Origin of the sequence: Paenibacillus sp. FSL H7-0323 (assembly GCF_038002725.1) — a bacterium.
GTDB classification, from domain to species: Bacteria; Bacillota; Bacilli; order Paenibacillales; family Paenibacillaceae; genus Paenibacillus_AQ; species Paenibacillus_AQ odorifer.
On sequence record NZ_JBBODB010000001.1, the window covers coordinates 6,031,492 to 6,045,769 of the forward strand.

General features: G+C 45.4%; 9 protein-coding genes and 1 riboswitch. Of the genes, 8 read left to right on the top strand and 1 reads right to left on the bottom strand.

The genetic code is table 11. The features are described from left to right. Nucleotides 1-30: 30 nt before the first annotated feature. The 6 genes from MHH89_RS26895 to MHH89_RS26920 all read left to right on the top strand — a co-directional run bounded on the left by MHH89_RS26895 (nt 31) and on the right by MHH89_RS26920 (nt 10,792). Nucleotides 31-1,131, top strand: coding sequence for a glycosyltransferase (locus MHH89_RS26895; protein ID WP_036676592.1), 1,101 nt, complete (start codon nt 31-33; stop codon nt 1,129-1,131). Between the two features lie 4 nt (nt 1,132-1,135). Next, nucleotides 1,136-2,476, top strand: coding sequence for a UDP-glucose dehydrogenase family protein (locus MHH89_RS26900; RefSeq protein ID WP_076129263.1), 1,341 nt, complete (start codon nt 1,136-1,138; stop codon nt 2,474-2,476). Nucleotides 2,477-3,210: 734 nt separating this feature from the next. Continuing rightward, on the top strand, nt 3,211-4,584 hold the full coding sequence (locus MHH89_RS26905) for a sugar phosphate nucleotidyltransferase (protein ID WP_076129262.1): 1,374 nt from the start codon (nt 3,211-3,213) through the stop codon (nt 4,582-4,584). 136 nt (nt 4,585-4,720) lie between these two features. Beyond that, nucleotides 4,721-4,800, top strand: a riboswitch (cyclic di-GMP riboswitch). A gap of 12 nt (nt 4,801-4,812) precedes the next feature. After that, complete coding sequence (locus MHH89_RS26910; protein ID WP_341088569.1) at nt 4,813-6,363, top strand: glycosyl hydrolase; 1,551 nt, start codon at nt 4,813-4,815, stop codon at nt 6,361-6,363. A 151-nt stretch (nt 6,364-6,514) separates the two neighbouring features. Then, entirely contained in the window at nt 6,515-8,035 is a 1,521-nt protein-coding gene (locus MHH89_RS26915; protein WP_341088570.1) for a glycosyl hydrolase, read from the top strand. Nucleotides 8,036-8,086: 51 nt separating this feature from the next. After that, nucleotides 8,087-10,792, top strand: coding sequence for a discoidin domain-containing protein (locus MHH89_RS26920; RefSeq protein WP_081383792.1), 2,706 nt, complete (start codon nt 8,087-8,089; stop codon nt 10,790-10,792). Between the two features lie 87 nt (nt 10,793-10,879). Here the strand turns inward: MHH89_RS26920 and MHH89_RS26925 are convergent, their stop codons facing one another. Next, complete coding sequence (locus tag MHH89_RS26925) at nt 10,880-11,944, bottom strand: GNAT family N-acetyltransferase (protein ID WP_341088571.1); 1,065 nt, start codon at nt 11,942-11,944, stop codon at nt 10,880-10,882. Between the two features lie 194 nt (nt 11,945-12,138). On the opposite strand from MHH89_RS26925, the gene MHH89_RS26930 reads away from it, so the two are divergent. Both MHH89_RS26930 and MHH89_RS26935 read left to right on the top strand, forming a co-directional pair. After that, nucleotides 12,139-13,617, top strand: coding sequence for a potassium/proton antiporter (locus MHH89_RS26930; RefSeq protein ID WP_076137164.1), 1,479 nt, complete (start codon nt 12,139-12,141; stop codon nt 13,615-13,617). Nucleotides 13,618-13,804: 187 nt separating this feature from the next. Then, nucleotides 13,805-14,260 (top strand): Dps family protein, encoded by a 456-nt coding sequence (locus MHH89_RS26935; protein ID WP_076129259.1) that lies wholly within the window; start codon nt 13,805-13,807, stop codon nt 14,258-14,260. Nucleotides 14,261-14,278 lie beyond the last annotated feature (18 nt).

Here is a 14,278-nt window from a genome sequence, read left to right on the forward strand (position 1 = left end):
ATGCTCCATAAAACTTTGAGGATGATTCACATGAAAATTGCGATAGCGCACGATTACTTAATCCAAATGGGCGGCGCGGAAAGAGTGGTGGAAGTCTTTCATCACATGTATCCCGAGGCTCCAATCTACACAACGGTTTTTAACGGAAGCCGCCTTACTGACAATCTCAAAGATGCGGATATCCGTGCCTCCTGGCTGCAAAAGATTCCGGGGGTAAAGACCAATTTTAAAGGGGTGCTGCCACTTTATCCAATGGCCATCCGTGATTTGGACTTTCGCGGTTTCGATATCGTCCTGAGTTCCAGCAGTGCTTTTATGAAAAGTATTCAAGTTCCTAAACATACGTTTCATCTTTGTTACTGCCATACGCCTATGCGCTTCGCATGGGATTATGACACCTACATGGAACGTCAGTCGAATTCCGGGCTGTTCAAAAAAATGCTTAAGGTATACATGCAGCAGCTCAAAACGTGGGACCAACGGACTTCCAAAAATGTGAATCAGTTCGTAGCCAATTCTTCAGTAGTGAAGACGAGAATTCAGAATTATTATCACAGGGATGCAGATGTCATATTTCCACCGATTAATACAGCCCGGTTTACAAGCTCTTCTACCATTGGTGACTACTATTTAATTGTCTCCCGGCTTGTTTCCTACAAGCGGATTGATCTGGCAGTAGAGGCTTTCAATCGTAACGGTCTTAAGCTTTATATCGTAGGGGATGGACCGGATCGCAAGCGTCTCGAAGGCATGGCTAAGGATAATGTATCGTTTCTGGGCCGGCTAGAAGATGAACAAGTAACTGGAATGATGGCACAGTGTAGAGCATTTATTTTTCCAGGAGAAGAGGACTTTGGAATTACACCGCTGGAAGCGAACGCTGCAGGAAGACCGGTAATTGCTTATCAAGCAGGTGGGGCACTAGATACTATTATTCCTTATGTAAATGGTGTGTTCTTTCAGCATCAAGAAGTGGAGGATCTACTTAAGGCTATTTATGAGGTAGAGTCCTACGCTTGGGATATCGATCAAATTATGGAGCATGCACGTAAATTCGATGAGCAGGCGTTTATGGTTAAGTTCAAGCAGTATGTTGAGCAGGCGTACGTCAATTTTCTAAAAGGAGGATGATTATATGAAGCTGACAGTAATCGGTACTGGGTATGTGGGTCTTGTATCTGGCGTGTGCTTTGCACTGGGCGGACATCATGTCATCTGTGTGGATAAGGACGAGGAAAAGATTAAGAAGCTGAAACAGATGGAATCGCCCATCTATGAGCCGGGAATCGAGGAACTGATTGAACTGAATCTTCGTGAGGAACGGTTATCTTTTTCTGCAGATCTCCAAGCGTCGGTGCGCCGTTCAGATATTATCATTCTTGCTGTAGGTACGCCATCATTGCCTAACGGTGAAGCAGACTTAACCTACATTGAGGGTGCAGCCGCTGAAATCGCCAAAGCGATGGAAGGGCACAAAATTATAATGACTAAATCTACAGTTCCAGTAGGAACAAATGAAAAAATCTCTCAAATGATCTCTAAGTATACCCAACATTCTTTTGATATCGTGTCTGCACCTGAGTTTTTACGTGAAGGGTCAGCGATTCGCGATACCCTCCATCCTGATAGAATTATCATTGGCCTTGATAATCCAGAGCTGGAACCAACCATGCGCGAGCTTCATAAGGGTTTCACAGAAAATGTATTTGTAACAGATATACGCAGTGCTGAAATGATCAAATATGCTTCGAATGCATTTTTGGCCACGAAGATTTCCTTTATTAATGAGATCGCCAATATTTGTGAAAAAGTGGGAGCTGATGTAACCGAGGTAGCACAAGGAATGGGTATGGACCAAAGAATCGGGTCATCCTTCCTGCAGGCTGGTATCGGTTATGGAGGCTCCTGTTTCCCGAAAGACACTAATGCGCTCATTCAAATTGCGGGCAACGTCGATTACGAATTCAAATTATTGAAATCTGTAGTCGAAGTGAACAAGGGACAACGGTTTATGATCATCTCCAAGCTGCATGAATCACTTGGCAGCCTGCGCGGTTCGACGATTGGGATATGGGGGCTTGCCTTTAAGCCTAATACTGATGATGTCCGCGAAGCTCCCGCCAGAGAGATTGTTGAGGCACTGGTGGCTGAAGGGGCAACAGTCAAACTATATGATCCAATCGCAGCTACAAATTTCAGGCAGCAATATGATCATCCGCAGCTTCGCTGGTGCAATCTGCCTGAGGAAGCGGCTGAGGGCAGCGATGCCGTATGCCTCTTGACCGATTGGAGCCTACTCAAGGATATTGATCTGCATCAGCTGGCGAAAAGCATGCGCAATGGGGTGCTGATCGATGGACGCAATGTGTATTCCAAGGAGCAAATCGAGGGTACCGGCCTCGTTTATCATTCTGTCGGCCGCCCGCAGATGGGTGGATTGAGCGGTTATTCTGCTAGTGTGGCTGGAGCGGTTTAATCTAAGTTATATTGATTGAACTTGTGATTTTTCTATTTAGGGATGAGCCGTGACTCCAGAGAATGTTTGGACTTCCAGCCTCTGTTGTCTGCAGATTTCCTGATTTTACCGCTGATAGCGGTAGAAATCCGCAGACAAAGGCGGACGCTATCGCTCTTACAGTTCCAAAATTCCCCTCCGTCACTCCATTCCCTTATCTTAAGTTTCTAAGCAATTTATAAAGTTAGGTACTCTGATTATATACTCAGTAGCAGTAGCATTTGTAGTTGTCATTGTCTCTGTGGTGGCAACTAGTCTTGCTCTTGTAGTTGCAGTTGTTCTTACAGTTATTGCAGTTGCAGCTGCCTCCCCCAGAGCAGAAACAAATCTTTAGAAAAACGTGCTTGCTTCCGGCTGGTACAGCCCGGTACGCACGGATCAAGTATTAAGAAGAAGTTGGTTAGGTTAAGAACGGAAAGGGAATTTGGAACTGTAGAAACGGAGTGTTCGCCCGAAAGATTTCCGTAGGAAAGCTAGCTTCGAAAGCATATGCTATCCTCGGATTTCTACCGCGAGAAGCGGTTCAATCAGGAAATCTGAGGATAACAGCGATCGGAAGTCCAAAATCCCTTGGAGTGGTTTCTACCTAACAAATTTTTTTAGTGCATCCGCTCGAAATAAGGCTAAGTGGAAGCTGACGTTTTGATAACAATTCAAATATGCTCGATTTCCATAATTCAAGGAGGGTTCATTCTATGAAAATGGTACTTCTATCAGGCGGTTCAGGTAAACGGTTATGGCCGTTGTCCAACGACTCACGTTCAAAGCAATTTCTAAAGGTACTTGAAAGCCCTCAAGGTGAACCAGAATCCATGGTACAACGTGTCTGGAGACAGCTGGAGGAAGCAGGGATGGCAGAATCATCTTATCTGGCCACCGGCCGTGGCCAAGTAGAAATGATACAAAGCCAACTGGGAAGTCATGTGCCGATTATCGTTGAACCGGAGCGTCGGGATACTTTTCCGGCTATCGCCTTAACAGCTACCTATCTTTATTCAGTGGCAGGTGTTTCTCCAGCGGAGACGGTAGCAATATTGCCTGTTGACCCTTATGTAGAAGCATCTTTTTTCGATACCATAGCTATGCTTGAGGGGACCATGCTGGAAAGTGGAGCAAATCTGGCTCTAATGGGTGTTGTTCCTGAACATGCCTCAGAGAAATACGGATATATTATTCCTACCACCGAAGAGGCGGGGGAAAATGGTTTTATGAAGGTGAGTCACTTTCAAGAGAAACCTGACCGCATACAAGCAGAACAGCTCATCGAGCAAAATGCCTTGTGGAATTGCGGAGTGTTTGCCTTCCGCTTAGGGTACTTGTTAGATATTTTGCAGCGTAAAGGGTTGCCTTTAGGATATGAAGAATTGCAGAAGCAGTATAAGCTATTGTCTTCCATCAGTTTTGATTATGAAGTGGTGGAGAAAGAAGAACATATTGTGGTGCAGCCGTATGATGGATTCTGGAAGGATCTTGGAACGTGGAATACGCTGACAGAGGAAATGAGCAGCAAGCATGTAGGAAAAGGTTTTGTGACGGCGGATTCTGAGGGGACTTGCTTGATTAATGAGCTGGACATTCCGATTACGGTAATTGGTGCGAAGGATCTGATCATTGCGGCTAGCCCGGACGGGATTCTAGTTACCCATAAAGCTGAGAGCCCACGGATTAAAGAAGTGCTGAAGACCTTTGAACAAAGACCGATGTACGAGGAACGCCGTTGGGGTCATTACAAAGTTATTGATTATGTGAAATATGATGAAGGCAATGAAGTGCTGACCAAACGGATTTTTATATCCGAGGGGAATAATATCAGCTATCAATTACATCGCAAGCGTAGTGAAATTTGGACAATCGTCAGCGGCGAAGCAAGTATTGTGCTGAATGAGAAAAAACATAATGTGAAGGCTGGGGACGTGGTACGTATACCGGAAGGAACGAAGCACGCGATCCTTGCTTTGACGGATGTTGAGTTTATAGAGGTACAGACGGGGTCTGAATTAGTAGAAGAAGATAACATACGTATTACTTTAGACTGGAATGATATAGAACTACAACAATTCATTTCATAGGTCTAACCTATCTATTTAACCAATTCAAAATTTCTTGAAACAGGTAAATTGACTCAATTATCAAAAAAAGTCATAAAAACACTAAATATATCATTAATTGTCGTCGATACTTACGGTAAGAGAGATTATTTCTCTTAAATTGAAAAGGCAAACCTATCGAAAGGTAGGGACGCAAAGCTATAGGGCCTTCGAAAGAGTGGCAGCCTGGCTACCGAAAGGGAGATTATTTTGAAAGCTTACCGTACGTATCGATTGTTTGGTGCATTTCTGTCACTCGTCCTGTTTCTGACTGCACTTCCGCTTGCTGTTGGAATTTCGCCGTCTGTTGTCATAGCTGCTTCAAATTCTGGAACGCCAGTTACCCCAGGTGCCTCACCTGAAGCAGTAAAGCTGCTTAACTATTTTTACTCGATCTCAGGAAAAGGTATTATTGCCGGTCAACATGACTATTTAGAAAGTCCAGATGAAATTAACAATATGCTGAAGGGAACCAGCGGACAATATGCGGCTCTTCACGGTTATGAAATGGGTGCGATCAGTGGCCAGTCCGAAGCAACGATGGCTTGGCAACGTCAAAATGTGGTGAACAGCGCCATCAACTGGAATAAAGCGGGCGGGATCGTAGCTATGACTTTTCATGCTAACCTGCCGGGCACCTCTTATGACTGGGATAATGTGAAAAAAACACTTAGCCAGAGTGAGTTCGATAGTTACGTTACACCGGGTACCAAGCAATATAACAATCTGATCGCTGAGCTTGATAAGGTGGCCGTCTCTTTAAAAAGCTTGCGCGATGCCAACGTTCCGGTGCTTTGGAGACCCTATCATGAAATGAACGGGAACTGGTTCTGGTGGGGGAAGAAAAATAACTTTTCTAAACTATGGAATATTATGTATGACCGTTTTGTTAACGTTCATAAATTAAATAATTTGTTATGGGTATGGAGTCCGAATGCTCCCAATGTTTGGTCAGATCCTTATGCGCTAACTTATCCAGGTGCTGATAAAGTAGATATTCTGGCAGCAGATATATACGAAAATGATTACCAGCAAAAATACTATGACAGCTTATTGAGTCTAGCCGCAGGCAAACCGATTGCGATCGGGGAAAATGGTGAAATGCCTAATCTGGAGAAGCTTCAGCAATCGCAAAGTAAATGGACGTATATGATGAGCTGGGGAAAAATGCTTTACGAGAATAACAGTGCAGACACAATCAAAACATTTATGAATAGCAACTATACCCTGACCAGAGATAAATTAAATACTGGTCTGGCACCGACACCTAGCGCCGCACCAGCGCCGGCACCTTCTAAAGAAGAGGGGGAGGCAGCAATTCCTCTCGCGAAGGGGCTTGCAGGAGAGTATTACAACAACATGCAATTGTCGGGAGCAGCAGCTCTTAACAGAACTGATGCAATAATCGATTTCAATTGGCGGCAAGGCTCCCCGGATGCCGCTCTCGGGATTGATCGGTTCTCCATACGTTGGAGCGGTAAAATTAAGCCATTATATAATGAGCAATATACATTTTACACTACCTCAGATGATGGTATCCGTGTCTGGGTGAATGGGGAATCCGTGATTGATAGTTGGACTAAGCAAAGTGGTACTGAGCGTAAGGGCACTATAACGCTGAAGGCTGGCCAGCTATATGATATCAAGGTGGAGTATTACGAGAATGAAGGCGATGCGAGAGTCCGCTTGATGTGGGAAAGTGCTAGTCAAGCTAAAGAGACAGTTCCAGCAAGTGCACTTTTTCTTCCGGATGTCTCCTGATTGATGAAAATTAAAGGTCGATCCTTAGTGGCTCTGCGTTATTGCAGAGCTACTAAGCTATAGTCCTCATTAGGTCAGAAGACGATTGTCCGATAACAGGTATGTTTTTAACACCTGTGGAGGCAGTACAGCTACCGAAAGGAGGATTTATTTGCGTAAATATTATAAGAAAAACAGATTGTTGTTTACTATGTTACCGGTCTTTATTATTTTTTCCTTGCTGCCTTGGGGAGAGGTTAAAAGTCTTCCGAAGGCTATGAGTGTATCTTCCTCCCTACCTCCGGCTATACCAAGTAATCCTTCGGCTTCTGAAGAAGCCAAGCAACTGCTAAGTAATTTGGTAAATCTACGTGGCAAAGGGATCTTGTCCGGCCAGCATGATTATCTAGAAAGTCCAGATGAACTGGTTCATAAGCTGAAGAATACTTCGGGACAAAATGCTGTTCTACATGGTTATGAATTAGGGGCGATTAATAATCAATCCGAAGAGACGATCGCAGAACAGCGGCAAGCTGTTATAGACAGTGCAATTGAATGGCATCAAGAGGGTGGCATTGTAGCGATGACCTTCCATCAGAGCTTACCGGGAACCTCTCCAGAGTGGTCCAATGTAAACAGAAGTCTCAGTCAAGAGAAATTTAATGCTTATGTTACACCTGGGACAGCTCAGTATAAGAGGCTAATCTCAGATCTAGACGAGGTTGCTGGATATTTGGGTCAGCTGCGTGATGCCGGAGTTCCGGTCTTATGGCGACCTTACCATGAAATGAATGGTGGTTGGTTTTGGTGGGGGAAAAAGGACAATTTTTCAGAGCTGTGGAGTATTGTCTATGATCGTTTTGTAAACACACACAAGCTAAATAATCTACTGTGGGTGTGGAATCCGAATGCGCCGAATGAATGGTCAGATCCATATGCTGCATATTATCCCGGTGGGGATAAACTCGATGTTCTGGCTGCGGATATCTACAATAACGATTATAAACAGTCCTACTATGAGGATCTGCTCGCATTGGCCGAGGGTAAACCTATCGGAATCGGGGAGAGTGGGCAACTGCCGAACCCGGATGTATTAACTGAGAAACAAAATAAATGGGTCTATATGATGACCTGGGGAAAATTACTGACAGAAAATAATACGCTACAGTCAATTAAAAGCTTTATGAAAGACTCGTTTATAGTATCAAGAGAGGACTATGTTTTCACAACAGGAGATCCTTCGATAGCACCCGTAACTCCGGTAACCCTAACGGGTTTAACTGGAGAATACTATAACAATACTGATTTAGAGGGAGAAGCGGTACTTATCCGCAATGACCGTAAGATTGATTTTAATTGGCATGGCGGGTCTCCTGCCTCAGAGATAAATGAAGATCACTTTTCTGTACGCTGGAAAGGGAAACTCAAACCCAAATTCAGTGAAAAATATACGATTTCGGCATCCTCTGATGATGGAGTCCGTGTCTGGATTGACGGAAAGCTGATCATCGACAATTGGAAAAATCAAAGTGCAACCCTTCATAAAGGAAGTATCCCACTCACAGCCGGAACGCTTTATGATATCCAAATTGAATATTATGAGAATGAAGGAGATGCCAATCTTCGTTTGCTATGGGAGAGTTCCAGCCAGAAGCAGCAGGTAATTCCACAAGGGGCATTGTTCCTTCCTTAATCTAATGAAACGATAGGGTAAGACATTCCGGAAGAAAGAGAGGACCTATGGATGGGAATAACGAGGAGAATATCTAATAGAAAAAATAAGATATCTGCAAACAAACCATTACTGTTATTACTAAAATTCGCCGCATTAACCGTCTTGTTTCTGTTGTCTGTCTCTGTCTTCGGAACGAATAGGACAAACGATTATAAGGTAGGTGCCAATATACCGAGACTATCTGCAGGAACTGATGCTGCAGCAGAAATACCGGATGGTACTGTGATCTGGAATCTGGGACAACATGATGGCTCAGCAGCTGAATTCGCTGCGAGTGGCACTTCTGGCAGCAAGAAGGAATTTAATGTTACTTCTTCGGTGCTCAAATCATCGGCTCTTCAGAGCTTGCCTGCAGGCTTGAATGGAAAGACCCAGCCGGAATTAACGATCACCTATCAGCTAAATAAGATCCCGGAGAATGGGGTCTTATTTAGCGTAGGTATTCTGGATGCTTATAAATCCGTGCCGCAAATGAGTGTGTTCTCCAATCATCAATTGTCGGGGATCATTCAAATTGCGGGCGTTGCTGGCACAGAAAGCGAATATAACTTTCAAAAGACCTATGAATTATATATTCCCAAGGAGCAATTGAAGATAGGAACGAATGAATTGAAGCTGCAAACGGTTCGCTGTTTATATTGCAGTGACAAAGAAGACGAATATTCCTGGTGGACTTGGGATAATCTCCGTTTAGAATCTCTTAACGCTCCAATTTCTGAGCCTATCCATGGCAGCTATACACTGACGGGAACAGTAGTGAATAATAAACAATTTTATTTCGATGAAGGTGCAGTTACGCACTTGCCTTATGTTATCAAATGGCTAGGGATGGCTTATAGCGGGAATGTGATGCGTACTAGCTGTGCCAGTGATGTCGGGAGATCCTGCTCGGATATGATGGAATATTACAAGGTATTGCAGGATTACAACATGCAGGCGGTTGCTTTGTATTTGCATACTGGTGATATTAAGCTTAAGGCAGATGGATCGTTGCCTGCTGACGCGGAGAAAAAGCTGACAGATTATTTTGAGCAATATAGCCCCTATTTTCAATATTATGAGGTAGATAATGAGCCGGGATTATTCAATCGTTCTAAGGCAGTGAACCTGGCGATTGCGGACTGGCTAAATAAAAAGGGCAAGCAAATCGCGCCCCATTTACAAACTGTTGCTCCGGGCTGGGCATATTGGCCGAGCTACAGTGAGGATTCTTGCGGTAATCAGAAGGGAACTGGGAAGGAATGTGGAGATCCGGATGGCTGGGAACGTGATCCAGAGCAACGTATGGAGCTGGAGAAGGTTACGGATTTGACCAATGGACATTCCTACGGCGACTCTTATATTTTTAGTAATGGAGGAAGCTTTACTGAGAATTTGAAGACCTTCACTGGCGCAGACAATGGACTCGGCAAAAAAATGCTGACCACTGAATTTGGTACCTCGGACAGTCATGTGGATGCCTATCAATACGGGGCAACGGAGCGGACAGCGGCTGTATTCGACCGGATCATGCGTGCACATATTGGTTATGCGGATATGTTTGTGCAGCATGCTGCTTTTTTTAAGGATTTCAGTTTATTCAAATACGGGTTTAATTTAGAAGAGCATGATCCGGCGACCACAGAGATTTATTATACAAAAGAAAATGAGGATTCACGTGTCAGCATCATGAGAAGGCTCAGTCTTGCCTATGCTACACATGGAGCTCCGCTAACTTATCAAATTGCCAACAAAGATGTGTTAGCCGACAAGCTGGTATATGTTCGGGCCGTGGATACTTCTACATTGAAGCCTCTTGCGGGAAGCGGAGCGACCTCAAATAAGGTGCTGGTTAATTTCGTTAACTTTGAATCTACTCCACAAACTGTGAGTGTAAATGTGACTATGCCGAAAAACGGGGTGTATGAAGGGGAACGTTTTGGAAACGGGGATACGTATGAAAAAGCAAGAAGTTATGTAACAGGTAAAAAGGCTACTCCTACGTTAACCTTTACGGAGACCCTTGCTCCAGGAGAGGCTGTGCAGTATATTTTGCAGCCTTCCTCTGAAGTAAAGCCGTCGGCACCTAAAGGATTCAAAGCCGCAGCAACAAAAGGTTTAGCTGTAAAATTAAATTGGTTGGAGGCACCAGGAGCAAGCTATGAGCTGCTTCGCGCTGAAGGTAGCGGCGGGGAAATGAAGGTGGTGGCCACCGATGTGAAGCTTACAGAATATACGGATCATAATTTACGTGAAGGGACGTTATATACCTACGCGGTAAGGGTATCCGGCTCTAATTTACTGTCCGATAAAGTTCAGATTACAGCCACTGGACTGGTTCCTCTGGATCGTACTAAATGGAAGGTATCCTCAAATGTGAATACGGCAGCATCAGCTCCTAGTCTGGCTATCGATGGGGATCGGCGCACGCGCTGGGATACGGGAAAACATCAGGTATCCGGAGAGTATTTTCAGATTGATCTGGGTGAAGCACATGAAATTGAAAGAATAGATTTGGATAGCACGTTATCACCGTTTGATTATCCAAGAGACTATGTAGTCTATATTTCTGACGATGCTCAAAACTGGAAAAAACTCACGTCTGGAAAAGGTACGAAAGAGCTTACTAAGATATCCTTTTCTAAAGTGAAGACGAGGTATGTCAAAATTGTACAGAACGGAGCCGGCGGGAATTATTGGTCTATTCAAGAGCTACAGGTGTACTCCAGAGAATAAGCAATTATTTGAATTTATATAACTGTTAATAGAGCATACTAAATAACCTCAGCGGGATCATTCTCCCGCTGAGGTTATTTTTGTGCTTTAAATAAAATGGAGGCCTGACATATAAGGTAAAGGGATTGCCTCTGATTCCCCCAAGGAATCAGAGGTGCGAAGCGGGCTCGCTGGATCAAACAGCAGCGAGATCAGCTCCTTGTCGTCCACAGACGACAAGTCGAGGCTACGCTTGCGGCATACTTCCGTCTGCCGCAAAAGCGCTTCCCGGTCTGCGATGCAGACCGTCCCGCTGTTCGCGCCGGCGCTTAAGGAGGCGCCGGCGTCCCGCAGAAGCGCGAGCAGGCTGCGCTCCTGCCACGGCACAGGCACTTGCAGCGTGCCAACGCCGCTGCACAGAGCCGCCTTGGCCAGCAACGCCGCTACCGCTTGCGGCTGGCCGGCCCATTCCACCGCCGTCGCTGGGCTCGGCGCCGGCACATCCGCCGCAGGCACAGCCATCGCGGCGAACCCCTCGATGCTGCCGTCCCGCACGGCTACGAGTGTGCGCTGGGACAAGCCCAGCACACCCGCGTAAGCCTCGGCACCCAGCAGCAGCGCCAGCTCACCCGGACTGTACACCTGTCCGGCTTCGCGTTCATTCAGCAGCCGGTTGACGGCGAAGAAGTCGCCCGGCTGCATGGGCCGCAGCGTCCATTCTTCCCCTGCTGCGGCAGCAAGTGCGTGAGCCGAGCTTGCGTTCAGCTCGGCCAATTGCGTACCGCCGAACGGTACGCATCCCGCTCGGGTATACAGCGAGCGGTCACCCGAGACAAAGATAAGCGATGCGCCGGCATTCGCAGCATGGGTCTGGCATAGCTGTAGAAGCTGACCGGCTAGTCCCTGGCCGCGATAAGCAGGATCTGTGCAAACCGCGCCGATGGAGAACACGTTCAGGAGAGCTTCTCCAGTGCAGATCGTGGAGGGCACCAATCCCATAAAAGCAGCGATGTTACCGTCCTCGGCAACGGCTGCATAAGAGTGAGTGTAACCAGGGCTAAAAATCAGCGGAAACAGCTCTTTCATAGAAGTGTCGCCAGCTTTACGAAAGATGGAATGGGCTAGAAGAGCGGCTTGCTCCAGCTCCGCAGGTTTAATTAATCTCAATTGCATATACAGTCAGCCTCCTTATATGTAAATACGAGTAGGGTAGAAAGGAATTATTTTAAGTATAAGCCCCAGCGGATGAAATCTTCAATCCTGCTTATATTATTCAATGTCTCAAAAGGAGGTGGATAAGGGTAATAACGTACATAAATAAGGAAGCTTATATTTTAAGCTAGAAGCGAAAGGGAAGTGAATAAACGGTGACCCAACTTGCAGATAATATCATATTATTGCTGGCAGCTCTCTTACTTGTAGGTGTGTTTTCCACCAAATTCTCCACTAAATTTGGAATGCCAGCTCTAGTGCTTTTCCTTGCTGCGGGGATGGTACTGAGTCAATTTATCTTTTTTAACAATGCTTCCTTAACACAAATGGCCGGGATTTTTGCGCTGGTTGTTATCTTGTTCGAAGGTGGGATGCAGACCAGTATTAAGGATATCAAGCCTATTATTCGGCCGGCATTATCCTTATCCACGGTAGGCGTATTGTTAACGACAGCTATCGTTGGGGTGTTTGCTAAGCTGATTCTTGAGGTGTCATGGGCAGAAAGTTTTCTGTTCGGAGCTATCGTGGGTTCGACTGATGCAGCTGCGGTCTTTTCGGTATTAGGCGGTAAGAATATTGACAAACGACTGACCTCGACACTCGAGGCGGAATCAGGCAGCAACGATCCTATGGCGGTATTTTTGACAGTATCGCTGATCGAATGGATTCAGCATCCGGATATGGCGATATGGGGACTTGTGCTGTCCTTTATATGGGAGATGGCAGTTGGTTTGGTGATAGGGATTGTACTTGGTAAAGTCGCAGTATATCTTATCAATCGAATTAACCTGGATTCTACGGGACTTTACCCGGTATTGGCAATTGGATTTGCTGTCCTAACCTACGGCTTATCTGCACTCGTTCATAGCAGCGGCTTGCTGGCTGTCTATGTAATGGGTCTTACCCTTGGCAATTCCGAGCTGATGTATCATCGAACCATTATGAATTTTAGTCATGGCTTTGCTTGGATGATGCAAATATTTATGTTTATATTGCTGGGTCTACTGGTATTTCCACAGGAGCTGGCAGAGGTGGCTTGGCAAGGTATATTGCTGTCCGTCATTCTGATGGTTGTGGCAAGGCCAATAGGAGTGTTTATAAGCTTGCTCTTTTCCAGATTCTCTATTCGTGAAAAAACACTAATTTCTTGGGCCGGCCTGCGCGGAGCCGTTCCAATTGTGCTGGCAACCTATCCGCTGCTAGCTAATCTTCCCCACGGGCGACTGTTCTTTAATGTAGTATTCTTCGTCGTGCTGACCTCAGCAGTGATTCAAGGAACAAGCATTTCACCGCTGGCTTCCCGGTTGAAGCTGGTGGGGCAAGAGGATTCAGCACAGCCATCCCTGATGGAGCTGGTCGCCCTTGGCAAGACGGATTCCGAGTTCAACCACATAGGAATTGAACCTTACATGCCCATTGCCGGGCAGAAAATCTCCGATATCGGACTGCCAGATGATATCTTATTTACTGCTATTATCCGGAATAAAAGCATTGTCACCCCCCATGGCAGTACCGTCATTGAGCCAGGGGATACTGTATATGTCTTAAGTCCAAAGAGCAAACGCGATGAGATGAGGGCTTTTTTCCGGAGTCAGAAAGGGAAGACGGCGGAGGAAAATATATCTTTGATTTAAGTCTAGAAAGAGGACGTTATCCAGAGTGTGACAGAGATAATAGGCGTTATAACAAAAGTTATGCTAGAATCGGCAACATGCAAATCTTCAGAGTGGTTGCAAAAAGCAAAAGGATGTGTTAAATTGTATATAGATTTAGAACGAGTCTAAATACAATATAATAAATTAACCATAGGAGGTTTTATTAATGACTACACAACTAAAGAGCCAAACTGAACTGCACGCTGCTTTGAACCGCCAGACCGCGAACTGGTTCCTGCTTGGGGTAAAGCTTCATCATTATCACTGGTATGTTAGCGGATCCCAATTCTTCACGCTGCATGAGAAGTTTGAAGAACTCTACAATGAAGCTGCTGGTTATGCAGATGATTTGGCTGAGCGCCTGCTTGCTATTGGTGGACAACCTGCCTCCTCTATGAAACAATATCTGGAGCTTTCCGATTTACAGGAAGCTCGTGGCGGCGAAGATGCCAAGGGTATGGTAATGGAGCTGGTTAGAGACTTTACAACTGTTTCTAAAGAACTGCAGGCTGCGATTGCTACTGCAGAAGAACTGGCTGATCAACCCACTGCGGATCTGCTGATTGGTATTAGAAGCAGCATTGAGAAACATGCTTGGATGTTGAATGCTTTTATCGCCTAAGACAACATTCTTATAAAG

What these genes read in the sequence shown, in the direction of transcription:
- MHH89_RS26895 (WP_036676592.1), top strand. Translation starts at nt 31, where the DNA reads ATGAAAATTGCGATAGCGCACGATTACTTAATCCAAATGGGCGGCGCG.
- MHH89_RS26900 (WP_076129263.1), top strand. Translation starts at nt 1,136, where the DNA reads ATGAAGCTGACAGTAATCGGTACTGGGTATGTGGGTCTTGTATCTGGC.
- MHH89_RS26905 (WP_076129262.1), top strand. Translation starts at nt 3,211, where the DNA reads ATGAAAATGGTACTTCTATCAGGCGGTTCAGGTAAACGGTTATGGCCG.
- MHH89_RS26920 (WP_081383792.1), top strand. Translation starts at nt 8,087, where the DNA reads ATGGGAATAACGAGGAGAATATCTAATAGAAAAAATAAGATATCTGCA.
- MHH89_RS26925 (WP_341088571.1), bottom strand. Translation starts at nt 11,944, where the DNA reads ATGCAATTGAGATTAATTAAACCTGCGGAGCTGGAGCAAGCCGCTCTT.
- MHH89_RS26935 (WP_076129259.1), top strand. Translation starts at nt 13,805, where the DNA reads ATGACTACACAACTAAAGAGCCAAACTGAACTGCACGCTGCTTTGAAC.